23 protein-coding genes and 1 tRNA gene are annotated in these 22,415 nt (G+C 40.5%); 8 read left to right on the top strand and 16 right to left on the bottom strand.

The annotated features are described in order from the left end of the window. Position 1 precedes the first annotated feature (1 nt). On the top strand, positions 2-376 hold the full coding sequence (gene rpsL, locus M9899_09230; GenBank protein ID MCO5114346.1) for a 30S ribosomal protein S12: 375 nt from the start codon (positions 2-4) through the stop codon (positions 374-376). 10 nt (positions 377-386) lie between these two features. Then, positions 387-860 carry a 30S ribosomal protein S7 gene (rpsG, locus tag M9899_09225; protein ID MCO5114345.1) on the top strand — a complete coding sequence of 158 codons (474 nt, stop codon included), beginning with the start codon at positions 387-389 and terminating at the stop codon, positions 858-860. A 701-nt stretch (positions 861-1,561) separates the two neighbouring features. On the opposite strand, the gene M9899_09220 is transcribed toward rpsG, so the two are convergent. Continuing rightward, positions 1,562-2,218: a MarC family protein gene (locus M9899_09220; protein ID MCO5114344.1), complete on the bottom strand. Its 657-nt coding sequence runs from the start codon at positions 2,216-2,218 to the stop codon at positions 1,562-1,564. A 186-nt stretch (positions 2,219-2,404) separates the two neighbouring features. On the opposite strand from M9899_09220, the gene fusA reads away from it, so the two are divergent. Then, positions 2,405-4,510 carry an elongation factor G gene (fusA, locus tag M9899_09215; protein MCO5114343.1) on the top strand — a complete coding sequence of 702 codons (2,106 nt, stop codon included), beginning with the start codon at positions 2,405-2,407 and terminating at the stop codon, positions 4,508-4,510. A 22-nt stretch (positions 4,511-4,532) separates the two neighbouring features. On the opposite strand, the gene M9899_09210 is transcribed toward fusA, so the two are convergent. The 8 genes from M9899_09210 to M9899_09175 form a co-directional block, all read right to left on the bottom strand. Continuing rightward, entirely contained in the window at positions 4,533-5,258 is a 726-nt protein-coding gene (locus M9899_09210; GenBank protein ID MCO5114342.1) for a DUF2799 domain-containing protein, read from the bottom strand. 78 nt (positions 5,259-5,336) lie between these two features. Then, positions 5,337-6,851, bottom strand: a complete 1,515-nt coding sequence (locus M9899_09205; protein MCO5114341.1) for an amidohydrolase family protein — start codon at positions 6,849-6,851, stop codon at positions 5,337-5,339. Continuing rightward, entirely contained in the window at positions 6,823-7,950 is a 1,128-nt protein-coding gene (locus tag M9899_09200; GenBank protein ID MCO5114340.1) for a hypothetical protein, read from the bottom strand. Before M9899_09200 ends, M9899_09205 begins: the two co-directional genes overlap by 29 nt. Before the next feature lies 1 nt (position 7,951). Beyond that, on the bottom strand, positions 7,952-8,455 hold the full coding sequence (locus M9899_09195) for a hypothetical protein (protein MCO5114339.1): 504 nt from the start codon (positions 8,453-8,455) through the stop codon (positions 7,952-7,954). 90 nt (positions 8,456-8,545) lie between these two features. Continuing rightward, complete coding sequence (locus M9899_09190) at positions 8,546-9,145, bottom strand: hypothetical protein (GenBank protein ID MCO5114338.1); 600 nt, start codon at positions 9,143-9,145, stop codon at positions 8,546-8,548. Further along, on the bottom strand, positions 9,145-9,489 hold the full coding sequence (locus M9899_09185) for a hypothetical protein (GenBank protein ID MCO5114337.1): 345 nt from the start codon (positions 9,487-9,489) through the stop codon (positions 9,145-9,147). Before M9899_09185 ends, M9899_09190 begins: the two co-directional genes overlap by 1 nt. Then, positions 9,486-9,782, bottom strand: a complete 297-nt coding sequence (locus M9899_09180; protein ID MCO5114336.1) for a Flp family type IVb pilin — start codon at positions 9,780-9,782, stop codon at positions 9,486-9,488. The genes M9899_09185 and M9899_09180 overlap by 4 nt, the downstream gene beginning before the upstream one ends. 117 nt (positions 9,783-9,899) lie before the next feature. Then, positions 9,900-10,118, bottom strand: a complete 219-nt coding sequence (locus tag M9899_09175) for a hypothetical protein (protein ID MCO5114335.1) — start codon at positions 10,116-10,118, stop codon at positions 9,900-9,902. A 58-nt stretch (positions 10,119-10,176) separates the two neighbouring features. Here M9899_09175 and folD point away from each other — a divergent pair, with 58 nt between their 5' ends. The 4 genes from folD (at position 10,177) to M9899_09155 (ending at position 12,739) form a co-directional block, all read left to right on the top strand. Beyond that, positions 10,177-11,031 (top strand): bifunctional methylenetetrahydrofolate dehydrogenase/methenyltetrahydrofolate cyclohydrolase FolD, encoded by an 855-nt coding sequence (folD, locus tag M9899_09170; GenBank protein MCO5114334.1) that lies wholly within the window; start codon positions 10,177-10,179, stop codon positions 11,029-11,031. Positions 11,032-11,043: 12 nt separating this feature from the next. After that, positions 11,044-12,147 carry a glycine cleavage system aminomethyltransferase GcvT gene (gene gcvT / locus M9899_09165; protein ID MCO5114333.1) on the top strand — a complete coding sequence of 368 codons (1,104 nt, stop codon included), beginning with the start codon at positions 11,044-11,046 and terminating at the stop codon, positions 12,145-12,147. An 86-nt stretch (positions 12,148-12,233) separates the two neighbouring features. After that, positions 12,234-12,620 (top strand): glycine cleavage system protein GcvH, encoded by a 387-nt coding sequence (gcvH, locus tag M9899_09160; protein ID MCO5114332.1) that lies wholly within the window; start codon positions 12,234-12,236, stop codon positions 12,618-12,620. 34 nt (positions 12,621-12,654) lie between these two features. Continuing rightward, a tRNA-Leu gene (locus tag M9899_09155) sits at positions 12,655-12,739 on the top strand. Between the two features lie 1,713 nt (positions 12,740-14,452). Here the strand turns inward: M9899_09155 and M9899_09150 are convergent. The 3 genes from M9899_09150 to M9899_09140 form a co-directional block, all read right to left on the bottom strand. Then, positions 14,453-14,650: a hypothetical protein gene (locus tag M9899_09150; GenBank protein ID MCO5114331.1), complete on the bottom strand. Its 198-nt coding sequence runs from the start codon at positions 14,648-14,650 to the stop codon at positions 14,453-14,455. A 173-nt stretch (positions 14,651-14,823) separates the two neighbouring features. Continuing rightward, positions 14,824-15,660 carry a replication-relaxation family protein gene (locus M9899_09145; GenBank protein ID MCO5114330.1) on the bottom strand — a complete coding sequence of 279 codons (837 nt, stop codon included), beginning with the start codon at positions 15,658-15,660 and terminating at the stop codon, positions 14,824-14,826. 18 nt (positions 15,661-15,678) lie between these two features. Beyond that, entirely contained in the window at positions 15,679-16,089 is a 411-nt protein-coding gene (locus tag M9899_09140; GenBank protein ID MCO5114329.1) for a hypothetical protein, read from the bottom strand. Between the two features lie 307 nt (positions 16,090-16,396). Here M9899_09140 and M9899_09135 point away from each other — a divergent pair, with 307 nt between their 5' ends. Further along, on the top strand, positions 16,397-16,834 hold the full coding sequence (locus tag M9899_09135) for a hypothetical protein (GenBank protein ID MCO5114328.1): 438 nt from the start codon (positions 16,397-16,399) through the stop codon (positions 16,832-16,834). A gap of 17 nt (positions 16,835-16,851) precedes the next feature. On the opposite strand, the gene M9899_09130 is transcribed toward M9899_09135, so the two are convergent. From M9899_09130 to M9899_09115, 4 genes are all read right to left on the bottom strand, one after another. Continuing rightward, positions 16,852-17,424 carry a hypothetical protein gene (locus tag M9899_09130; protein MCO5114327.1) on the bottom strand — a complete coding sequence of 191 codons (573 nt, stop codon included), beginning with the start codon at positions 17,422-17,424 and terminating at the stop codon, positions 16,852-16,854. Between the two features lies 1 nt (position 17,425). Further along, on the bottom strand, positions 17,426-18,358 hold the full coding sequence (locus M9899_09125; GenBank protein MCO5114326.1) for a nucleotidyltransferase: 933 nt from the start codon (positions 18,356-18,358) through the stop codon (positions 17,426-17,428). Positions 18,359-18,562: 204 nt separating this feature from the next. After that, a complete protein-coding gene (locus M9899_09120) occupies positions 18,563-19,906 on the bottom strand; it encodes an McrC family protein (protein MCO5114325.1) in 1,344 nt (447 codons plus the stop codon). 1 nt (position 19,907) lies between these two features. Further along, entirely contained in the window at positions 19,908-22,367 is a 2,460-nt protein-coding gene (locus tag M9899_09115) for an AAA family ATPase (protein MCO5114324.1), read from the bottom strand. Between the last annotated feature and the right edge of the window lie 48 nt (positions 22,368-22,415).

The raw sequence follows: 22,415 nt of genomic DNA, 5'->3' as shown, positions 1-22,415 counted from the left end.
AATGCCAACCATAAACCAACTGATTAGAAAAGAAAGAAGAGTGCAAAAAAATAAAACTGCATCTCCAGCTCTTGAGTCTTGCCCGCAAAGACGTGGGGTTTGTACTCGTGTTTATACAACAACTCCTAAGAAGCCAAACTCGGCACTGAGAAAAGTCGCTAAAGTAAGATTGTCTAACGGCTTTGAAGTGATCTCTTATATTCCTGGTGAAGGACATAACTTACAAGAGCACAGTGTGATCTTGATTCGTGGTGGCCGTGTTAAAGATCTTCCAGGTGTGAGATACCACGTTGTACGTGGAGTATTGGACACTCAAGGTGTGAACAACAGAAAAAGATCTCGTTCTAAATACGGTACTAAGAGACCTAAGGCTTAAGGAGTAGATAATGTCTAGACGTCATAAAAGTGTACAAAGAGAAGTTTTACCTGATCCAATTTATAATGACATTGTTGTAGCTCGTTTCGTGAACAAGCTTATGCTTGATGGTCGCAAAACTGTAGCGCAATCCATTCTTTATCAAGCTCTTGATAAACTCAAAGAAAAAGTGTCTGGCGAAGAGCCACTTACTGTTTTCAAAAAAGCTGTAGAAAACACGAAGCCTTCTTTAGAAGTCAGATCGCGCCGTGTAGGTGGAGCCACTTACCAAGTGCCTGTGGACGTGAGACCTGCTCGTCGTTTAACTTTGGCTATGAGATGGTTGACAGAAAACTCACGTAAGCGTGGTGAAAAGACTATGGCTGAGCGTTTAGCTTCTGAGCTTGCTGATGCTTACAACAACCGTGGTGCTTCTATCAAAAAACGTGAAGACGTTCATAAAATGGCAGAAGCCAACAGAGCGTTCTCTCACTACAACTGGTAACAGTTTCAAGATACAAACAGCTTTTGAGCTAAGAATAAAACCCATATCTTTTGATGTGGGTTTTTTTATTTTAAACCACTTGTGTCTGCACGGGGCTTATGCGCCCAGTTCCGTATGGGGCTTTTTGTGCCCACTTTTGCACGGAGTTTTACGTGCCCACTTCCGCAGTATTTTATAAAAGAGCGCGCACAAGGTTCTGTTTAAGGCCCAGAAGAGGGGCAAGGCAGAGTCTTTTTATTTTTTATAAACTTTTATAAGAACTTTATTTTTAAAATAATAGCATTATGGCCAGACCTTGGTATTATGGCTTTAGTGGTGAGGCTCCTGATAAAGCACTGCTAGGGGGAGGGAGCCAAAACAAAAACCAAGGGGGATTTGGAAGCACCACAGGCTTTAGTACAAAAGGGCTTGTTCAAGGACAACTCTGATCTCGGGGGAGGAAGACTAAAGCCGCAAACGCACCATGAGTAGGCGACACATTTGGGTGGGGGGCATACCTAAGGATGGGTCAGTAAGACCAGTTGTAGCCGCAAGGGGGAGTCTTGTTCGAGGGGTCATAAGGGACTATGACCCCTCAACTTTTGGTGCCTTTAGGCAAACCGTACCAACACATCGGGCTCAAAGAAATTTACGAGGGGTGAATTTCAAACTCATAGGGAGTGGGTTCTAACTTTTGAAAGTTTTGGTCGATGTTCCGCAGGCTACGCGGATTGTAAGATTTTAAAGACCAAAAGGGTTGAGCCTTCGGTGATGAGTTGCAAAGACAACGAAGCCAGCAGAATACCCATCACCCGCTGTAAAACCGCAATTCCTGATTGGCCCAAAAGCTTCTTCACTTTATTGGAATATCGCATGATCTGAAAGGCCAAAAAGAAGGTCAGAACAATCGCTAGAATCGAGACCAAAGAGTTCTCCAAAAATGAACTGTCAGGGCTGTTGGAATAGACAATCACCGAGGTGATGGCCCCTGGGCCTGCTAGCAGAGGCATGGCAATAGGGAAGATGCTGATGTCATCACGTTCGACGGCTTCATGAACCTCTGAGGGGTATTTTTCTCCCGCCGTTTTAGCCTTGATCATATCCCATGCGGTCATAAACAGTAACAATCCACCTGCAATCTTAAAGGCATTCAGATCAATGTGTAAAAAACCAAAGAGAAAGTTCCCAAATAACTGGAAGAAGATTAAGACCTGAGCACCGATGAGGCAGGCGCGTTTAATGATGCGTTCGGTGTCTGCCGCAGAATAATTGCGGGTTAAACTTAAGACGACAGGACCAGTGCCTAGGGGGTCCACAATCATAAACAGACTGATGAACGCCAGCATGAATTTGGTTCCTACTGCAATAAGCTCTTCCATTTTACAGCACCATACTTGATCCGTGGGGGCCTTGTTGCCCTCACTTTGAGTAAGCCTTATAGGACTTATGCAAAGTGTGTCAATGGCTGAAGTGGGTGCTTAAGACTAATGATATGATTTAGTGCTTATCATTTTTGATGATATGGGCTAAATTCATCACTTAATCGAAAAACTTAGGTGTGTTTTATGTCAGCAAAAGAGCCTCAAAAGGTGGAAGACCTTGTATATACGCGTAATATTGGAATCATGGCCCACATTGATGCGGGCAAGACGACCACGACAGAACGCATTTTATATTACACAGGCAAAAACCATAAGATCGGCGAGGTTCATGACGGTGATGCCACCATGGACTGGATGGAGCAAGAGCAAGAGCGTGGGATCACGATCACTTCGGCGGCGACAACTTGCTTTTGGAAAGACCACCGAGTCAATATCATTGATACCCCAGGGCACGTGGACTTTACCATTGAGGTCGAAAGATCTTTGCGAGTTCTTGATGGGGCTATTGCGGTATTTGATGGAGTCAGTGGTGTAGAACCTCAGTCTGAAACTGTGTGGCGCCAAGCGGACAAGTATAAAGTACCTAGAATTGCATTTGTAAACAAAATGGATAGAGTCGGAGCAGACTTCATCATGTGCCAAGACAGCATTGTTGAAAAACTTCACGGTAACCCCATCGCTATCCAACTTCCTATTGGGCAAGAAGATCAGTTTGTAGGAGTGGTAGATTTAGTGAAATCTTGCGCCTATATCTGGAGCGGCTCGGACTTAGGCCAGAGCTTTGAAGTGCAAGATATTCCTGAGGCCTACAAAGCAGAGTTTGAAACTCACCGAGAAGCTTTATTGGAAAAGATTTGCGAATTTGATGATGCTCTTATGGAAAAGTATTTAAATGGTGAAGTTTTAACGGAGCAAGAGATTAAAACTACACTTAGAGCGGCCACTTTATCTTTGAAGGTCACCCCACTGTTGTGTGGATCTGCTTTTAAGAACAAAGGCATTCAGGCTCTGTTAGATGCGGTGATTGATTATTTACCAAGCCCGTTAGATCGCCCCGATGTGGTAGGGATTGATCCCAACAAAGAAACTCGTGAAGTCGTGTGTAAGACTGACTTTGACAGTCCGCCTGTGGCGTTGGCCTTTAAGATCGCCAACGACAGTTTTGCAGGCACCATGACTTTTATTAGAATGTATTCGGGGATTATAAAAGTGGGCGACAGTCTACTTAACCCACGTTTGGATAAACGCGAAAGAATCCAGAAGTTATTTAAAATTCATGCTAACTCCAGAACGGAAGTGCAAGATCTTAAGGCTGGCGATATTGGAGCCGCTATTGGCTTAAAGCTTACGGGAACAGGGGACACTCTCTGTTCGCCTAAAAAAGCGGTGTCTCTTGAATCCATTCAGTTCCCTGAACCTGTGATTTCTGTGGCCATTGAACCTAAAAGTTCTGCGGACAAGAAAAACCTAGAAGTTGGATTGACCTCTTTACTGCGTGAAGACCCTTCTTGTCGTGTGACAGAAGATCCTGAAACGGGACAGACGCTCTTGTCAGGAATGGGTGAACTGCATCTGGAAATTCTTGTAGATCGACTTTTAAGAGAGTTTAAAGCGACCGCCAACGTAGGTAAACCTCAGGTCTCTTACCGTGAGATGATCACCAACGAAGTGAAGGCCAAATCTAGGTTTGAGCGCACAGTGGGCTCTACGGTGGAGTGGGCTGAGTGTGAAGTTGTGCTTGCGCCAAATACAAAAGGTGTGGGTGTGACCTATTCTTTTGTTAAGGAGTCCGATGAAAAGATTCCGCAACCATGGAAGTCCGCTTTAAAAGAAGGGGCTTTGGACTCTGTGATGAGCGGTCCACTTTCGGGCTATCCTATGCTTGATGTGCGTGTAGAGCTTAAAGATTTGGGCTTTGATCTGTCTGTGACGACAGATGGTGTGTGTCGTGTGGCTGTGGCACAAACAGTAAGGAAAGCTTTAAGGGAAGCCAAGTGCAAAATGCTTGAACCCATTTTTAAACTTGAAGTGATATCTCCAGATGATTTTGTGGGTAACGTGGTAGGCGATATCAATTCACGTCGAGGTAAGATCAACAGCATTACACCTAAAGGGGGCACACAGGTGATCCTAGCCGAGGCCCCTCTAGCAGAGCTATTTGGTTATGCCACAGATTTAAGATCCATGTCCCAAGGGCGAGCCAGCTTTACTATGACCTTTAGTGAATACCAAGCGATACCCACCAAGATCCAAGATGAAATTCTAAGAAAGATGGGACGACTGATTTAGTCGATCTCTTCGTGGATGAATATTAGAGACTTCGAAGTTCTCTTTCGTAAGAAGTAAGAGTGCTCTCCATATCAGAAATTTGGCGAATGATACCATCGCGTTTAGAGATCAAAGAACTCAGTTCGCTTTCAAGATCATGTCGAAGTTGGATGACTGAAGGTTCGGCAGAATGTGTGGGGATTCTTTGCAATTGGAATTGTTTGTCGGCAATGGTGTCTCTGATTCTGTTCAGGTCATTGTTGGCGCGTGAAATGTCGTAACCAATCTCTTGGACTTCTTTTTGTAAAAAGATTTTACGTCCTTTTTTATACCCATCATGGTAGGCCTTTTTAGTAGAGCTTCCACACATAGCTGTAAGCGGGTGCCCCTCTGTCCCTCTTTTGTATCCGTTGTCGTGAGTACAAAAAGCTTGAACGCCTTTGGCGTATCCGTCCTTATATTTCAGATTAGAAGAACAAAGAGAGTGGATGGGTGCTGCGTCCATGGCATTTTGGTAACCACGATCGTAAGAGCAGTATTGAGTAAGGCCTCTGTTGTATCCCACTAAATAACTGTCGTAATTGATTTTTACGCCCTGTTTTTCACATCTTGTTGCGTAACTGGCAGAAGCGTTGGGTTTACCTTGCGCGCCTTCACCGTAACCTAAGGCATCCCAGTTGGTGTTTTGGCATTTTTCTTTGTTCCAGCTGTTACAAGCAGTAAGAGAAAAGATTAAAAGTAGACCCAGTAAATACTGTAGTGATTTCATAAGTTTGACTCCTCAAATAAATGTAAAGGTTTTCTTTGTAACAATAGGGTAAAAGAAAAGTTGCGCTTATATAAAAATTTAAAGGCTTATCAATTTTCCATCAATAAAAACTTTACAAATGCTCGTCGTATTATCTTTATTGTCTTTGAAACTAGACTTGGAATCTTGAAATAAAGTGAATGTCAGAGGTCCTCGTTGCCGATCTGGGTAAATAAAATGCGTCCACCATGGTGTGGCCCATGATTTCTGCATCAAAAATGAGCAAAGTTCCTGTTTATGATCTAAGCGTGCAAAAGGTGGAGTGACGGGAGCGTCACTACCAAAAAACACATTGGGAAAGCCCATCTTGGGTAAAAGGTCCCATGCAAAGAAATGCAGATTTTGGGCATGAGCGGGGACTTTGTTGTGATCTGAAATCCAATGTGAAGGCTGAAAGTGAAAGTGAAGTTTATGATGAGGGCGGCTTTGAGGATAGCTCTGTTTTAAATCTGCTAAGTACCTTAAACTTTGATCGTTGATAAACTCACAGTGTTCGAAGTGGGTGTAAGGGAGATGTCCTCCAGTGTGTGTTGCTAATTTTTTGAGGGCCAGAACAATCTTTTCAAAGGCTAGGTCTCCGATACAGTGAAAGGCCACTTCCACATTGTGTTTGTGAGCGGCTTGTAAAATTTCGTAGATGTCTTCTGTGTTATAGGTCGCGACATTTGAACTGAGTAGGGAGCAAGAACAATCTAGGTTATTGCCAGATAATGTGCCATCAAGGAAAATTTTTATACCTTTAAGCTGGAGCCTAGGGGTGCTTAAAGATTTATAAGTTTGAACTTGTTTTAATAGATATTCAAGAGGTTCCCCTTTGAAGTTTGAAAAGTATAGATCAGTATAAATAAAAAATTGTTGGACTCTTTCTAGTTCTAAAAGAGTTTGAAACTGTAATGGATCAGAGGTCATATCTCGACAATGGGTAAAGCCATTTTGCAGTAAAATTTTTTGTCCCGTGAGCAGATCTTGTTTGAGTTTTAATGGTGACTCAGCAAAGGGCATCTTTGTGGATAACCAAGCTTCAAAGGTGGGTCGAAGTTGATCGCCCACCAGCACCCCTATGATTTTTGCAGTGTCACTGTAGATATATTGTGCCTCAGAGATTTTGTAGGGTGGGAGCCCTCCTGTGAAAAGGGCCCTGTGTCCGTCTTCTAACACCAAACAAAAGACCACATGAGGATAAGTATGGGTGGCCCACTGGCAAAGGTCTTTTAAGTTTAATCTTTCCGCCAGTAAGCCAAAGGCTTCTACGTAATGTTCCGAGCCCGCTTGTGAGCTTAAGACTTCCGCGTGAGGCCCAGGGTCTGTTGGTGAATGAGGTTCAGAAAGGATGAGTTTTTCTAGTTGAGTCTTTATTTCCGCTAAACTTGTGCAATGAGATAAATTGCGATCACCAGAAAACTTACCAATACCTTGCAGATGGACATGGCTGTCATAGAGTCTGGGGATGCTAAAATAATAAGTGTCTTTGAAATCAAAGGCTTCAAACGTTACAGGATCGCCTGAACTTTTAAAGGGCTTTGATTTAAAATCCTTTGGACTCCACGGGTGCATAATCACGAGACTTATCATTTTGCTTGTTAATCAGCACGGCTCCTAATGTTACGGCCGCGATACTTGAAACCACAATGATCCAGGTTTTTTGCTTCTTGCTGAGCTTTCCTTTAGTGCTGGAGGGGGCCAAGTGAGTGGTGGAGTCCACAAGATCATCCGTATTGATCGAAGAGGGATATAGATTCATATCGACTCTTTGTGCAGCGACTACACTTTTGCTAGGCAAAGTGTCGGACAGATGAGCTTCGCTCTGTTGCATTTGACGTTGAGTCAGTTGGGCGACTGCCGCTAAAAGTTTAGGGGCGCACTTTGGGGATGAAAAGACAAAACTCTGTTTGAGATCACGAATGTCTGTGTTGACGGTGCTTACATTTCTACAAGAGCCCTGAGCGATAGGAGTGCCAAAAGGGAAAAGTTCAGCAGTGGCCTCGCCTTTTACAATTTCAGTTTTGAGTCCGTAGACATTTGAAACAAAAGTTAGCCTATACAAAGCTTGGGGATGGATTTGAGTTTGTCCTTTCACTCCATTTACATAATAGGTTTTTGTGGAATGGGATTGAAAGTCGATGACTTCTTTGTCTAAATCTTTTTTTATTTTTTCAAAAGAGGCAAGCAAGTTCTGCGAGATCAATTCCGTGTCAGGAGATTGAGTGAGATCAAATAAAATAGCTTGTTTAATATAATTGCCACTAGATTGAGGTTGCAGTTGAGCTAGGCGGAAAAAGGAAGTGAAAATAATTTTGCGAGCCTCTTCATTCCAATCCTGATCTAGTGCCATCGAGATGATCTGTTCATATAAGGGAATAGACTTATTGGGGTCTTCGCCCATAAACTCAGTATTGGCTAAAGCTTGTAGAGAGCGAATTTGTGCAATAGCTTCAGAAGACACCTCAGGTTGAATTTTTTCAAGACTGATAAATTCGGGGTTTGTGTTGATGAAGTTTTCAAAATCCATGTCTTCAGCATCAATACTTTGCACAAGAATCTTTTGTGGCAGGGTTTTGGGAATGGAAGCCCAGCTTGTAGGGGCGTACATACAGGTCAGAATATGGGTAAGGCTAAGCGTGTAAATCAAGGTGTTTTTAAAACTAAATTCCATTTTAATCTCCAAAAACAATAGTAGGTTTATGTGGCTTCTGTCCTACTAGCAATTCACTATTATGGTGGTCTTTGCTATTTAATGTCACTCGAAATAGAAATCCATAACTCAAAATAGCATCTGCGTACTCTTCAGGTACAATAATTCCGTAATGATTAGGGTCAAGAGGTGCTCTTAGGATACGAATTTTTTTCACAATTTTTATGGGTTTAAGAGGGCTAAATTCACTTTGAGTGGGAGTGTATAAATCCACCCAAGCATAACCTCCTGTCATGGCGTTAAGAGCTTCGGCATTTTCTACGTCGATAGGGATTAAGACATGATGTGCAGGAATAAATGTCGAAGCCTCAAAGTGCTGTACAGAGTCCTCGGGCTTATCTGGTGCTTTTAAATTTTTAAAGATTAAACTTGCCATCATCGCCACGAAGATAACCCCAACAAGCCCCATAGAAGGGCTATTGGTTTTGACTAAACCTTGTTGTTTAAGGAAGGACTTTAAATTCATATTTCACTAACTCCGTGAACCAAACGTTATGGTGTTTTTTTAAAAGTGTAAAAAGTGGTAAAAGCAAAAACAGCATCAGGACCAAACTTTCTACGAGAAGGCTTCCAGAAATAGAAGTTTGATTTTGAGACCTTGTAATTTTCGACTGATGGTACTTCCGCATTGATTTTTGAGAAGAAAGTTTTTGTACGTGTGTTTCCATGTGACCTCGATCTTTTGTAAGTGCTCTAATCCCACAGGAGGCAAAATATAATCTGGGGTAAGGGACTGGGGTGGGCGTTTAAGTAAAGCAAAAGGGACTTTGGGTTGTTTAAGTTGAAGTTGATTTTGGCGAAGTTCGCGGGTGGCTTTCAGGCGGCTGTGTTGAATGATCAGACCTTGCTTACGAGCAAATAAGGTTTGTCGCAGGATGACTGCCATTAAGTGCGCTTGCGCTAGGGCGCGTGTCTTGGGAGTGAGGGCCATTCTGACTTTGCGCTCGGCAAGCTTCCTTTGTTGTCTTAAGAGTCGAGCTTCGGGATTTAAGCTCATCAGTTCTTCAAACCCTTTAAGGATGTGCTCTTGAGCTTTGAGGCTTGCTAGGCGACAGGTGTGCTGATGTTTTTTCCAGTTTTGTAGCACTACAAATGTCTGAAGCAGAGCTACGGATAAAACTAAGAGACTGCTTAAGAGCAAGAGTCCCCCAATCATTACAGACCCCCTCTGACGAGGTGTTTTTTTACAGGGTGGGTGGTGTTTAGGGCACTTAAAAGTTCTACTTCTACATGATTGAAAGTTCTGTTCCATTTGAGTCCCGTGGCATGAAAACCAATCAGACCCCTTGAGGCCTGATTGTAAAAATGCTGCTCGCACTGATGTCGTGAATTTAAACTGTTCAGACAGATCAGCGCTTCGTAGAGGTGATGCCGTGTCCATGCTGTGCTCCAAATTAAAAGCAAAGTAAAAAAAGTTCCCCCTAATAGACTCATAAAGGCCAAACCCATGGCGAGAGCTTCGAGAAGGGCTTGTCCGCGTTGGCCTTTATGAATCTTCATTTGCTGGAACGTCCATCTTTGGTTGCATTTTTCATAAAGTCGCTGAGATCTTTTTTAGAATAAAGAGTCTCTGAGACCTGAGGTGCGGCGATCTTTCGGGCCTGTGCTCCACCTTGTAGGGAGTTTGTGATGTTGGCCAGTTGGGTGTTTGCTGTTTGGCTTAAAACGCGCATCACACCAATTGAGGCGATGGCAATCAGGGCGACAAGAATGATGTATTCAATCAGTCCTTGGCCTTTTTGGTTACGCAGAGTCCCCTTAGCGTTTTTATGTTTGGGTTGAGTTGATGACATAAAACCTCCTTACGCAATAGGAGATTCAAATCTTATGACATCCTTAAAAGTGGTGTGGGTGAGGCTTACGCGCAGTATGTCCGAGCCATGGACACAAAACAGGGCGCGAAATAGAGCTTATTTTTTGGATTTGCTAGGCTTTGCGGCCTTGGCCTTGCGGTCTTCCAAAATGGCGGAAATGATGTCGAAGGCCTCATGTTGGAGGTCGTTCTCGTAGACGAAACGGTAAAAACCCTCAATTTCAGGACTTTGACGAAATTTCTTTATGCTTGAAGGCAAACTCTCTGCCTGCACAAAGTCAATGCTACCATCATTTGCGACTTTTACTTTTCCCATTTACAACCCTCGTATAGGTTCTTTTTATCCTGCTTCCAGAAAGGGGTCAAATCCTACCATGATGATTTTAGACGGCAAAAAACTAGCTCAACATAAATTTACTCAACTTAAAGAGCGTGTAGAGGCCTGTAAGGCAAAGCTGGGGCGGGCTCCCCATTTGAGTGTGTTACTGGTGGGTGAGGACCCTGCAAGCCATGTGTACGTGAAAAATAAGGCCAAGGCGTGTGAAAGTGTAGGACTAGGGTCTGAGGTGATCAGACTGCCTGACACCACTACCGCCACAGAGCTTAAAGAGCGTATTGCTGCTTTAAACCAAGATAAAGATGTGGATGGATTTTTGATCCAGATGCCATTACCCACGGCTCTGTCAGGCTTTGACCCAACAGACTTGGTTTTGGCAGAAAAAGATGTGGACGGGCTGACGTCGACCAATATGGGGTTGATGCAAAAGCAAGAGAGCTGGCATGAGCCCTGTACTCCTGAAGGAGTGATGGAAATTCTAAAGTTTTACAATATTTCTGTGGCAGGCAAAAAGGCGGTGGTGATTGGCAGGAGTGCGACGGTGGGGTGGCCTATGGCCTTTATGCTCACCAGAGCCAATGCCACGGTGACGGTCTGTCACAGTAAGACTCCTGATTTGAAATTCTATACCCAAGATGCAGACATTGTGGTGGCCGCCGCGGGTGTGCCCCATATTTTAGGTGCGGATCATCTCAAAGAAGGGGCCATCGTTGTGGATGTGGGCATCCATCGTGATCCCAAGGGAAAAGGGTTGATTGGCGATGTGGACTTTGAACAGGTGAAAAGTAAAGTGGCTGCGATCACTCCAGTGCCTGGGGGAGTGGGGCCTATGACGGTAGCGCAACTGATTGAACATACAGTCGTGGCTGCGGAAAGAAAAATTAAGAAGTAAAAGGAGAAGAGCATGAGTTTATTAAGAACCCCCCTTTATGAGACCCATAAATCTATGGGAGCTAAAATGGTTCCCTATGCGGGTTGGGAGATGCCAGTGGAGTACCCGCAAGGTTTACGTCAAGAGCACATGGCCACCAGAAATAATATTGGTCTATTTGATGTGTCGCACATGGGGGAGATCACGGTGTCGGGAGCCGACAGTGTGACGTTTTTGCAAAAGCTTCTGACCAACGATGCGTCTAAGTGTGCGGAGAAGCAAGCGCAGTACCATCTTATGCTTAACGATCAAGGTGGAGTGATAGATGACTTGATCATTTACTGCCTTGAAAAGGATAAAAATTATTTACTTGTGGTCAACGCGTCTAACAAAGACAAAGATTGGGCGTGGATTGAAAAACAAGCCCAAGGTTTTTCTAATCTGCAAGTGGCAGACGTGAGTACTAAGTGGGCCCAAATTGCCGTACAAGGCCCTAAAGCGGTGGAGCTGATCAACCAGTTTTTCTCAGGGGCTTCAGATATTAAAAAATTTCGATTTGAACAGAAGGACTATAAGGGCGGGACATGGCTTGTGGCTCGTACAGGCTACACAGGGGAAGATGGCTTTGAGCTTTATGGTGATCCCAGCCTAGCTACAGGAATGTGGACTGAACTTTGCGAGAAAGGCAAGGACTTTGGGCTTTTACCTTGTGGTTTAGGATCAAGAAACTCTTTGCGGATTGAGGCGGCTTTGCCTCTTTATGGAAATGAATTTTCTGAGACCACTTTACCTTTAGGGGTAGGGATGGATTGGGCCATTAAGTTTAAAAAGGCAGAGGACTTTATTGGTAAGTCCGCTTTACTAAATGCCAAAGAACAAGGCAAAAATGACTTTCAAATCATAGGGCTTAAGACCTCAGAGAAAATGGTCCCTAGAGACGGCTATAGGGTGTTAAGTTTTGACAAGGAGCAGATAGGGCATGTTACAAGTGGTACATATTCGCCTTATTTAGATCAACCTGTTGCTTTGGCTCTTGTTCGTAAAGACTATGATTTGAGCCAAGGGTGTTTGGTGGAAGTAAGGCAAAAATTGATTGCAGTGGAAGTGGTGGACCTGCCTTTTGTAAAAAAAGTGTGAGTCCAAAGTGAGCGCCCTTGTTGAAAGATCAGCCTGTGGTGTGAATGGAATGAGTGATTTTATTTTATTAGTTTTTAGGAGGAAAAATGGCTTACAGAGTGCCAGAAGAGCTTTACTACACCAAAGATCATGAATGGGCTTTAGTGGATGAGAACATTGTCACTGTCGGTGTGACAGACTATGCTCAAGATACATTGGGTGAAATTGTATATGTGGAATTGCCTGAAGAGGGCCAAAAGGTCACCCAAGGTGAGTCCTTTGGTGTGATTGAAAGTGTGAAGTCTGTGAGTGATTTGGTGTCTCCAGTTTCTGGGACTGTCATTGAAGTGAACTCAAGCCTTCCCGATAACCCAGGCACGATCAATGATGATGCTTGGAATGATGGCTGGTTGATCCGCATCGAGATGGACACAGAAAAAGAGCTAGCTGCGCTTATAAAAGCAGCAGACTATAAAAAACTAATTGCCGAGTAATAAAATAGGGGTTACAAAAGTAGCTCCTTTGAATGCGCTTGTGGTGGAATTGGCAGACACGCTAGACTTAGGATCTAGTGCCGCGAGGCGTGGGGGTTCGACTCCCTCCAGGCGCACCAAATGTCAAGCTCTGCGAACCAGCATAGCTAAAAAAATCAGAATCTTTTAAAACTCTCGAAACGCTCCCCTCTGGGGGATTCTTGCGAGGGCCTTCTATTATCTTTTTAACGCCAAGGCTGGCCCCTAATAGGGCCAGCTCTCTTTCAAAATGTTCATCGTCAACAATCCAATGGATTTTTACGTCTTCAGTTCCTACTTCCACTTTATGGATAAACTTCTTAATTATTTGTCTTAAGTCGTTGGGTTCAATTTCTTTTGTCATAAACTTTTTGTAGTGATTTGCAAATTCCTCAAACTTATTTAAATTTACAACTCGGTCCAAACTTGTTTTGCCTGTCGCTTTTAAGGTTTCCAATTCTTTTTCATAGCGTTGCTTGATGTCTTCTAAGCGTTCCATCTGTTTATAGATGGGAGCTGCGGACACAGTTTTAGGAAGCTCACTTAATCTTTCTGCGAGACCATCGATTTGACTGGTAACACCATAAATTTTTGCCTTTAGACGCTCTTCATCTTTTCGGTGAGGGTTTTCTTCATGGAGTTTACGAACTCGATTCAGTATGTCTTTCATCATATTGGGGCTACAAATAAGAGCCCTAAATTTCTCCATCACCAACGGTTCAAGTTTTTTAGCTGGAACTCTGTGTGGCTCACATTTAAATATTTTTTTACTCAATGTAGAATCCCGCTTTGTTGCCCAAGCGTGTTCATAATAAGGAACCTTGCCACTATTTCCCGTTGCAGATTTTCCTGGCATAAAGCTTTTGCAAGTCTGACAGTGAGTAATACCAGATAAAAGATAAGGTCTTCGGTTTTGCTTTGTGGGTTTAAATCGACTTTTATTTTTATCTAAGATTTTGCCAATTCTATGAAAGGTACTTTTATCAATAAGTGCAGGCCACACAGCTTTGGATTCTTTAGTTTCTCCTCTATAAGTGTAGGACTTAATTCCAATATAGGCTTTGTTTCTTAAAATATTTTGCAAGTTATCTACAGTGAAATGTCCAACACGCTTAAATCTTCCTCCACCTTCACGATGTCTTTTGATCCTATAGCCATTGTCATTAAGCCAAATGGCAGCTCTTGATAAAGAGCCCTCACGCAAAAATGCGGCAAACGCGGTCTTTACAACTTCTGCCATTTCTTCATCAATCTCAAGATAGCCCGCTTTATCAGGAATGGTTTTATAGCCTAAAGGTACACTCCCGCCATTATAAAGACCTCGTGCTGCACGAGCGGCAATGTTGGCCTCAACACGCTCGCTTGTCTGCCTCCGCTCGAACTGCGCCAGATTCATCAACTGTAAAATCACCATTTCCCCTGCGGCCGTGGTTGTGTCAAAATCCTCTCTTAAACTTGTAAACCCACAGCCATGAAGTTTCATCATGTCCCACATCTCAATAAAGTCTCTTGTATTACGAGAAAGCCTTGAAAGTTCTGTCACCATAACAAGGTCAATCTCGCCACTTCTTATTGCTCGAAGTAACTCTTGAAGCTTGGGGCGCTTCATATCCTTAGCTGAAATTCCAGCATCTACATAAACACCTTTGATCTCGCCAAAGTTGCCGCCCATATTTTTGTAAGCCACAGCTTGGAGCAAGCGATCTTCTTGGTTACGTATGGACCCTTCGGGATTTTCCGCCTGTTCTTCGGTTGAGACTCGAATGTAAAGCGCAATTTTAAAATTCTGATTTTTTATTTTATTTAATCTAATACTAGCCATCGGTTCCTGTCCTTTGCTTGTGGTATTCTTCCACGTTTAGGGTTTCAGGAGCCAAGACTTGATTTTCGAGAAGCTGGCAAAAATAACGATAGACCATTTCCGCCGCTTCATCAAGCCTCTGGTTATATTCCTCAATAGATACACGCATGGGGATAATCTCAACGTCTTTTACATCCCATGACTTTTTCATTTACCGACCCTTATTTTTTATCTAATTCTTTTTTCCTCTCAATTCTTTGTTCATACCTAATCATCATTTTTAAGAACTTCCCGCCCTCCACTAAACCAACTTTAGCCGCCGTAAGCACTGGCCACCCTTCATCGTTGAGGGAGGGTGGCCAGTGCTTACGGCGGCGTTTCTACTTAACTTGCTTTTAAGGGAAGTTCGCCCTGATTTTCGCTATTTACATCAATTTTATTTTTAGTTTTTTCATCAGAAAAATTGCTCATACCTAAACCACTTGGGTGAGCAAGTGTTAAAGGCTCAAAAATTTCACCAATCACAAACTTTTTATCAAAATAATGAGTTGTAGCATCACCGCCATTCTCAAAAACATCATCTACTAAAGACCAAAAGAACCACGGTTCATAATTCCCGACGTATTTAGTCCATAGCTTTTCTAAGTGTTTCCCCAAGGACTCTGAAGGGACAAAATACCACACCGCCTTGATATTATTTTTACCAATGTAAGATTGAAATATATCTTGATAGCGGTTTTTGTTTTTATAGTGCAGTTCTAATTCAATAACGACGGATTCCATTACTCCTTGGTATTTAACACTCATAATTCCGTCGGGAACGAACTGACTTTGCATTCTCTTAAGACCATGCTTTCTTGCCATAGCTGATCTGATTTCATGTTCTGGAATCCAAGAATGTGCAATTCCATGACCTTCAAGTTTGAGCCTTAGGTCTGATAGTTTTACGTCATGAACTAATGATAAACGATGAAAATTCCTTTTTGGATTTGGATAACCGACAGTATCTGCACCCTTTAAATTTAGTGCCCAAGCTAGTTCATGGTTTGGAAGCCCCTCAATGCGTTCAATGTATTTTGATTTTTCAAGTTTTCTGAGTCGTCTAAGTACGGTTGTTGTGGCTACATCTGTAAAAATCATTTTTTTTATTTGTACTGTTGTTAAAATCGCAGTTTTAGAAATCAATTTAAAAATTTCTAAATCTCTTTTGGTAAGCCTCATAAAAAGACCTCCCGTAATTTATAGAAAGTCATCTAAGGCATCGTGAGCGGCAGCATTTGCGGACCGCTCACGCCTTCTTTTGATGACTTCTTGTTTCCTTTGCTCCTCAAGTTTTTGTTGTTCAACTTTTTGCTTTTCTGTTTCTTCTTCTAGCTCTTTTGTTCTTTCCACAACCGTGCTGTCTATTGGAGTTGCTGATTCTTCAATATCCTTCTTTTCTTTTGTTGGCCCCAAGAAAGACATAAACAAAAGCAGAAGAAACCCTGCTACTAATACGCAGACACTTATAAGCACAAAGTAATGAATTCTAGAAACAATGACCCAAGCTGGATTTTGAGGATGACTACTTCCAGCCCATTTCATGTTCCAATAGATAAACTCAATACCTGAAGAGAAGAAGGCGCAGGAAATCCACGCTCTTTGATCCATAGGTAACTCTCTTTTTAAAAATAGATGGACCAAATCGGTCCAAGATTTTTTGATCTCAAAATTAGCTTCGCAAGCGGAAATGGGTGCCTTTTTTGAAAAAATACCCTCTCATAATACGGTAAAACGACAGCTACTAGTCTTTTTCATAGCCTCAAATCAAAATTACTGTGGTTTCACATTTTAAAAAGCCACAAAAAATCAGATTTTTTTAATATGAAAAATATTTTTATCTTTTTGAATTTACTTAAGAATTTAAGAAACAAAAGTGCATGACTTCTTATTTATTGTTGCATATATGTAACATCGTATGCATAAGAAAAACCGTCGCACATTGCAGCAAATTATTAAGCCTTATGAGATAGCTCACGAAGCCTATGCTGTCTTTATGCAAAGACAACGTGCCGCAAGGACTGTTCCCAAAGCTTTTCTTGAAGCTCGTCTTAAGGATCATGATGTATATACGGAGTTTCTGAAACTCAGTATGGAGCATGATTTTTCTAAAGATTTAGCTATTTTTAGAAAAGCATTAGCCGTTGTAGTAAAAGTAATCGGCCCGAGTAAAGTGGCAAAAGCTACAGGGATTAACCGTGTCACCCTCTATCGAATGTTAGCTAAAGATGGAAACCCAGGGATTCGGAATCTAATGGCGTTACTGCATGCTTTAAATTTGAATCTATGGGTTGTAGACAAAGAGTTTTATGAGCACCGTGAAAGAGTGAGACGACGGACGGGGCATTTTTCATAATTTAAGATAGTGATGAACTAACTTTTTAAGACTGTTATTTTCCCAGTGCTTTTTCTATCGGTCCAATAATTTCCTGATAATTTATATGAACTATCTCTTTCAAGCTGGTACCGCGCGGAACCAAAATTGATTTGGCTTCGATCGCGAACATCTGCGTTTGGAACATTCTTATAAGAGAAGTTTAAAAAGATACTGCCATCCTCAAGCGTTTCAAAAACTTCTCCATAAGAATGACTTAATGACTCTCCAGACTTTTGAGTAATTTTAATACAATGTATATCTGGTTGAGTAATTTTAACTTCTATAGAACCAGTCGCACAAGGAGCGTCAGGGCTTGGTCGCCAAGTAGACTCGAATGTGCCAGTCCATTTTCCCTCAAGGTAAGGTATACCGTGTATAATCTCTAAAAAGGGTATGTATTTCCAAACCCATTTAATAAAAATTAAACGAATAATGAATGTATAAGAAATAGTCTGCGAGATTACTCCTATCAATTCTTCGAGAAAAGTTTGCCCTTTAACAAAGGAAAGAATGATAAAGACAATCGCGGCAAGACCGATCGTCATTTTTACATCCCAAGCGTATTTCATACTACATTTCCGCCAAGAATGTTTTAGCATCTCTTAAAAATTGATGAACCTCATCTAGTTTCCAGGGCTGAGAAGTTCGGAATAAGTATTTAAGCTCATTAACTTCTCCCCATTCCTTTACGTTTGCAAGATCAGATGTCTGCTCAATAAGAAAGTCAATAGCATCTGCGGTCATCTTTTCGTATGAGTCTTCATCAAAAAAATAATCTGGCACATTCCAAACAAGGCAAGCAATTAAATATGAAGCTACATTCTTAGCAGAGGTATATCCTTCTTCTCTCATCTTAGAGCGAGTATTTTTAATAATCCTTACAAGGGCTTTATATCTTTTCCCAGTTCTTTCGTTTTTTTGTACACCGTTTTCATAATCCTGCTTGGGCCAGTTATAGATGGTTGTTCCAGCGGTTTTAATAGAAACTCCCTCTTGAGAACTTTTGTCTAATGCAAAACGTTTATGTACGAAGTGAGGTACAACATCGGCATCTACTCTGCAACTATTTGAGCGCACCTTCACACATTTCTCTCCAGCACTGACCTCTGATTTTCCAAACTTATTTTCAATAGCCTCCAAGACGTTATCTTTAAAAGTAGTATATAAATAACCTGTGTTACTAAATCCGAAGTCAGAGGCTGTTTTGCCAGCGGGATAGTCATTAAAATGATAGTAATTAGCGACGACAGCAATGTCCACATCACTATCCGAAGGAATATTAGTCCTATTCGCATATGAACCTTTTGCATAAACTGAAATGTCCATCTTAGATAACTTTGGGTCCTCTTCTATGGCTTGCCTAATCATGCGTTCTGCTCGCTCACACTTTTCTATCTCTGTTTGACTTGGAGGTTTAGCCCAACCCCTAAGCCTTTCTTCTTTTGTTGTTGAATTACGTAAATTTTCGCTAAGCAAGCCTGCAAGATATGGAAAACGCTCCAAAAAACCCCCTCTGTAAAAGAATTTAGCTACCGCCCTCACGATACTAATTTTAGTAAATGTGGGGCCTCTATGTCTTTAGTCAAGGCAAGAGCATTATATCTTATATAAAAAATTTAAGAATAGGTTAACTAACTGTTTTCTTTTGCTTTTACAAAAACAAAACCCTTAAAAATGTTAGTGTCGTGGTTTATCTTTGTTTAGAAACTAAGAGCTTTTTTGTTCTACAACTGTAATTAAATTTCTTAAGTTTTCTACTAATAAATTCATGTTTTTACCAAGATCAACAGAAATATCTACTGTCCATGCCATAAATGTTGTTTCCGATCCATTTATTCTAAATTCTTTCTGTAAGTCCTCTTTTGATCGTGGATAAAGAAGAACGACAGATGGCTCTACTTCGTCTTTATGAATCTGTCTGTAAGCTAGAATTTGATAGGCATCTTGGTTGCTGATTCCATAATGATTTTTGCCTGAATGAACAACCTTGTATTTTGTGTCAATAATAAAAATACGTCCATCACTAAGAGTAATAGAAATATCAGTATAAGTGGCAAATAGTGCTCTGTTTTGCCATTCTCCATCTCTTAAAAAGTCTCTTTCTGCATTTACCAAACGTTTATGCTTTTGCGCTTGGACTTTAATATTTAGATAAGATTCGTTCCTCTTTAAGACCATGAATACGAACTCTTCAAAAAGTTCGTTCATATCAAAAAGAAGAGTAAATGCCTTGTTTTTCTTTTGCCCAGAAAACTCAGGTCGCATCTTTTTTAAGAACATTTTTGTTAAGTTAATAAGAGCAATAAAGTTTTGATTTCTTTTTCCAATTGAAAGACGATCTATTTCACTTCCAGTAATATATTCACCTTTAACTCCGTCTAAAAGACCGATACATCTATTTAATACTGAAGTGTTCGATGAGCTTTTGGTAAGTTGTATTAACGATTGAGAAACAAATTTAAAAGCTCTGGAGAGTCCATTGTCTTCTGTAAACTCGGCATAATTACAATATATGCGAGATTGGTTGAAACAATTTATTGTACTTTGCTTTGCAAAGTCAATTTTTCCTTTTACTGTATTTAAATTTTCATTTTTTTCAACATAAGCTTTTGGAGAGCCGTGACGAATAAGATGCTTTGAAAGTCTGTCCGCAAAAATTGCTATATATGCCTCAATAAAGGAATCTGAATTTTCAGAAAGAGATCCCACGCCGCTATCATAAATATCCAATTCATTTGTGTATGACAGCATAAACATTAAATTCTGCAAAATACTTGAGTTATTGTTGTTATTGGAAGACCTATTATTTCTCAAAAGTTTAGGTAAAATCTCAATATGAACCCCATCAAAAGCTATTACGCCTACAATAGATGTGGCATTGATCTTAGACTGTGTTATTTCAAATATAGGACTTCCAATTATGGTTTTCTCAGAAATGGAACGTAAATATTGAAGTTCAGCATCAGTAAGGTTTAAATCGGAAATAGAATTAGATTCTTCGCCAAGCGACTTTTCAAATCCTCCATATTCAAAAAATTTCAGAAATTTCATATTATTCCAACTTTTTCATAAACTCTATGAAAACTTCATCGGCAATATTGTTTTCAATGAAAGAGCCAAATGAAAATTTAGGAAGAGATAGGTTTTCTAAATCTTTAACTTCAGTTTTTTTAACAAAGCTTCCAACTAAAGCTTCAAGCTTATCCCAGTCATCAAAGAGATATTCCTGTAAAAGAGGCAAAACACCACCAAACCATATTTTTTTAAAAGAAGCTATTGAACCAACATTTTTATCCATAAAATAACTGTGACCAACTTGGTATTCAGTCCCAAGAATTACGGATATTTTATTATTTAACTTTTCAAAAATACTTCGAACATCAAACTCATGAATTCCACTATTTGAAAGAAGTGAGCTATCAGGTCTAATAGATATAAAATCGAATCTTCGACGTAAAGCCATATCAACAAGAGCAATAGAACGATCTACAGAGTTCATGGTTCCAATTATGTATAAATTATTAGGAACACCAAACTTTTTCCCAGAATAGGGAAGAGTAATCGTAACTTCATGTGGAGCACCTAAACGTTTATCTTCTTCAATAAGGGTAATGAGTTCACCGAATATTTTAGAGATATTTCCACGGTTTATTTCATCAATAAATATTGCATAGTTCTTGTCTGGATTTTCAATTGCCCTCTGACATAATTTTTTAAATATACCATCTTTTACTTGATAACTTACACTATTTCCATCGGATTGGATTTCTGGTCTTATACCTTCAACAAATTCTTCATACGAATAACTTTGATGAAATGTAACCATTTCATAACGTTTAACTGTTTTTACATCGCGTAGGCTTTGGATTTCAGAAACTAAATCAGAAAGTTGCTCTTCCCAATTTCCCGTTAAAAACCATTTTGAGTCTTCCGACTTGTCTACAACGAGAGGCTCTTGCCTGCGTCCATATTTAACTGTCACCGAATCTTGAACTGTATGCGTTTGAAGCATTGCCCAAAGTGTGTTTTTAGGTGTTTTAGTTGAGGACTGCTTGGCCTTAATTTGGATAAACTCATGTTCAAATAATTCAGGCACAGAAACTGGTTTTCCAATTTCATACATTGCAGCAGCAACAACATCCCACCAGTCCGTATCTTGAACCCACTGAACAACTTGATCCGAAGCTGTACTTGTTTCTTGATCTTCAAATTCATTTTGAAGTTGAAGAAGTTTATACGTCTTTCCAGTGCCAGGAGGCCCCCAAAATATAGTATTCTTATTCATTGATGGTTCTTTTAATTTATTCACAATGTCTCCAATTATTGAAGAATCATCTAATCCACTAAGTTTAAGAAGATTTTCAACGAATGATTCGTACTCCGTAATATCAGTAAGGGTTTTTATTGCAAATTTATCGCTTTTTAATTTCCATGTACCAATACTCATCCATTCTACTTGCCGAGTATGGGATTGGATTTCTGTTGCAGCAAACTTATAATCAGATATAACTCTGCCTACTCCCAAAAGTTCAGTTCGACCTTTTTTGACAAAAACCACATCTCCTATTTTTAGTCGGTGAGCAAATTCAAAGTTTGCTAAAATATTATTCTTTGCAGACCCTTCAGGTTTATATTTTTTCTTATATATTTTTCCCACTTCATCTAGTGAATCTTGTTTAGATAGATCGCCGAGTTCATTCCAACCAATAGAAATAAGATTTTTTTGTTGCCACTCATGCCAATATTCAGCATTTTCACCAGGTGCAATAGACCAATACCTTATTTCATTTGGTTTGATGATATTTGTTAGCCCAGAAGGTTTTGAATCTTTGTTAATATCTTCTAAATATGCAGAATAACTTATATCAGCGCAGGTTTTTCCTGGAATCACATCTGGTAGTTTTTTTAGAATAGAATGGTATAGCTCAAAAGGTTCTTCTGAACGTTTTGCCGAAGTAATCATATCTTCAAAAAATGGGGCTCTCTTTTGTAAATACGACTTTGTTCTGTCATCGAGTGGCAAGTATTTTTCAGGCCATACGATATAAGCAATGGTCGTTAGGTAAGTTAAACCAGCTCCAAAGCTTTTTCTAGCATTATTTAGCGTTTCTCTTGTTATTTCCCCTTCTGCCAATTTTTTTGAAAATGCCCACAAAGCTTCATATTCAAACTTGCTCCGTTCTTTTTTGAAAGGGAAGAACATCCATCGCATATTATTGAAGATAGGAATTCCATTGAAATCTTGTGGGATATTTGAAGTTAATTTCAATATCTCTTTCGCCTTTATACAGTATTCAATTTTTTTATCGGTACGCTCTTGGCGGTTAAAACGTGCGAGAAATGAACAAGGATCAAACTCTTCAAATCTCAGCTCTCTGTTGTTTTCATCTCTGTCCATCATGGCATTTTCAGGAAATATTCTGTAAACTAACTCGGCTAGTGATTTAGAGTCGAATTCCGATACAATCTTGATAAACAATTCGTGAAAAAAATCTTGCCATGTAAAGTTCATGTTTATTCCTATTGTGTGTCCTAATCTTTTGTTTTGGATATTCACAAA

This window comes from Pseudobdellovibrionaceae bacterium (assembly GCA_023954155.1).
Classification (GTDB): domain Bacteria; phylum Bdellovibrionota; class Bdellovibrionia; order Bdellovibrionales; family UBA1609; genus JAMLIO01.
This window is presented reverse-complemented; position numbering and strand designations above follow the sequence as displayed.

Bases quoted from the DNA above. Each gene is read 5' to 3' on its own strand.
- rpsL (MCO5114346.1), top strand. From the start codon at position 2: ATGCCAACCATAAACCAACTGATTAGAAAAGAAAGAAGAGTGCAAAAA.
- rpsG (MCO5114345.1), top strand. From the start codon at position 387: ATGTCTAGACGTCATAAAAGTGTACAAAGAGAAGTTTTACCTGATCCA.
- M9899_09220 (MCO5114344.1), bottom strand. From the start codon at position 2,218: ATGGAAGAGCTTATTGCAGTAGGAACCAAATTCATGCTGGCGTTCATC.
- fusA (MCO5114343.1), top strand. From the start codon at position 2,405: ATGTCAGCAAAAGAGCCTCAAAAGGTGGAAGACCTTGTATATACGCGT.
- M9899_09210 (MCO5114342.1), bottom strand. From the start codon at position 5,258: ATGAAATCACTACAGTATTTACTGGGTCTACTTTTAATCTTTTCTCTT.
- M9899_09205 (MCO5114341.1), bottom strand. From the start codon at position 6,851: ATGCACCCGTGGAGTCCAAAGGATTTTAAATCAAAGCCCTTTAAAAGT.
- M9899_09200 (MCO5114340.1), bottom strand. From the start codon at position 7,950: ATGGAATTTAGTTTTAAAAACACCTTGATTTACACGCTTAGCCTTACC.
- M9899_09195 (MCO5114339.1), bottom strand. From the start codon at position 8,455: ATGAATTTAAAGTCCTTCCTTAAACAACAAGGTTTAGTCAAAACCAAT.
- M9899_09190 (MCO5114338.1), bottom strand. From the start codon at position 9,145: ATGATTGGGGGACTCTTGCTCTTAAGCAGTCTCTTAGTTTTATCCGTA.
- M9899_09185 (MCO5114337.1), bottom strand. From the start codon at position 9,489: ATGAAGATTCATAAAGGCCAACGCGGACAAGCCCTTCTCGAAGCTCTC.
- M9899_09180 (MCO5114336.1), bottom strand. From the start codon at position 9,782: ATGTCATCAACTCAACCCAAACATAAAAACGCTAAGGGGACTCTGCGT.
- M9899_09175 (MCO5114335.1), bottom strand. From the start codon at position 10,118: ATGGGAAAAGTAAAAGTCGCAAATGATGGTAGCATTGACTTTGTGCAG.
- folD (MCO5114334.1), top strand. From the start codon at position 10,177: ATGATGATTTTAGACGGCAAAAAACTAGCTCAACATAAATTTACTCAA.
- gcvT (MCO5114333.1), top strand. From the start codon at position 11,044: ATGAGTTTATTAAGAACCCCCCTTTATGAGACCCATAAATCTATGGGA.
- gcvH (MCO5114332.1), top strand. From the start codon at position 12,234: ATGGCTTACAGAGTGCCAGAAGAGCTTTACTACACCAAAGATCATGAA.
- M9899_09150 (MCO5114331.1), bottom strand. From the start codon at position 14,650: ATGAAAAAGTCATGGGATGTAAAAGACGTTGAGATTATCCCCATGCGT.
- M9899_09145 (MCO5114330.1), bottom strand. From the start codon at position 15,660: ATGAGGCTTACCAAAAGAGATTTAGAAATTTTTAAATTGATTTCTAAA.
- M9899_09140 (MCO5114329.1), bottom strand. From the start codon at position 16,089: ATGGATCAAAGAGCGTGGATTTCCTGCGCCTTCTTCTCTTCAGGTATT.
- M9899_09135 (MCO5114328.1), top strand. From the start codon at position 16,397: ATGCATAAGAAAAACCGTCGCACATTGCAGCAAATTATTAAGCCTTAT.
- M9899_09130 (MCO5114327.1), bottom strand. From the start codon at position 17,424: ATGAAATACGCTTGGGATGTAAAAATGACGATCGGTCTTGCCGCGATT.
- M9899_09120 (MCO5114325.1), bottom strand. From the start codon at position 19,906: ATGAAATTTCTGAAATTTTTTGAATATGGAGGATTTGAAAAGTCGCTT.
- M9899_09115 (MCO5114324.1), bottom strand. From the start codon at position 22,367: ATGAACTTTACATGGCAAGATTTTTTTCACGAATTGTTTATCAAGATT.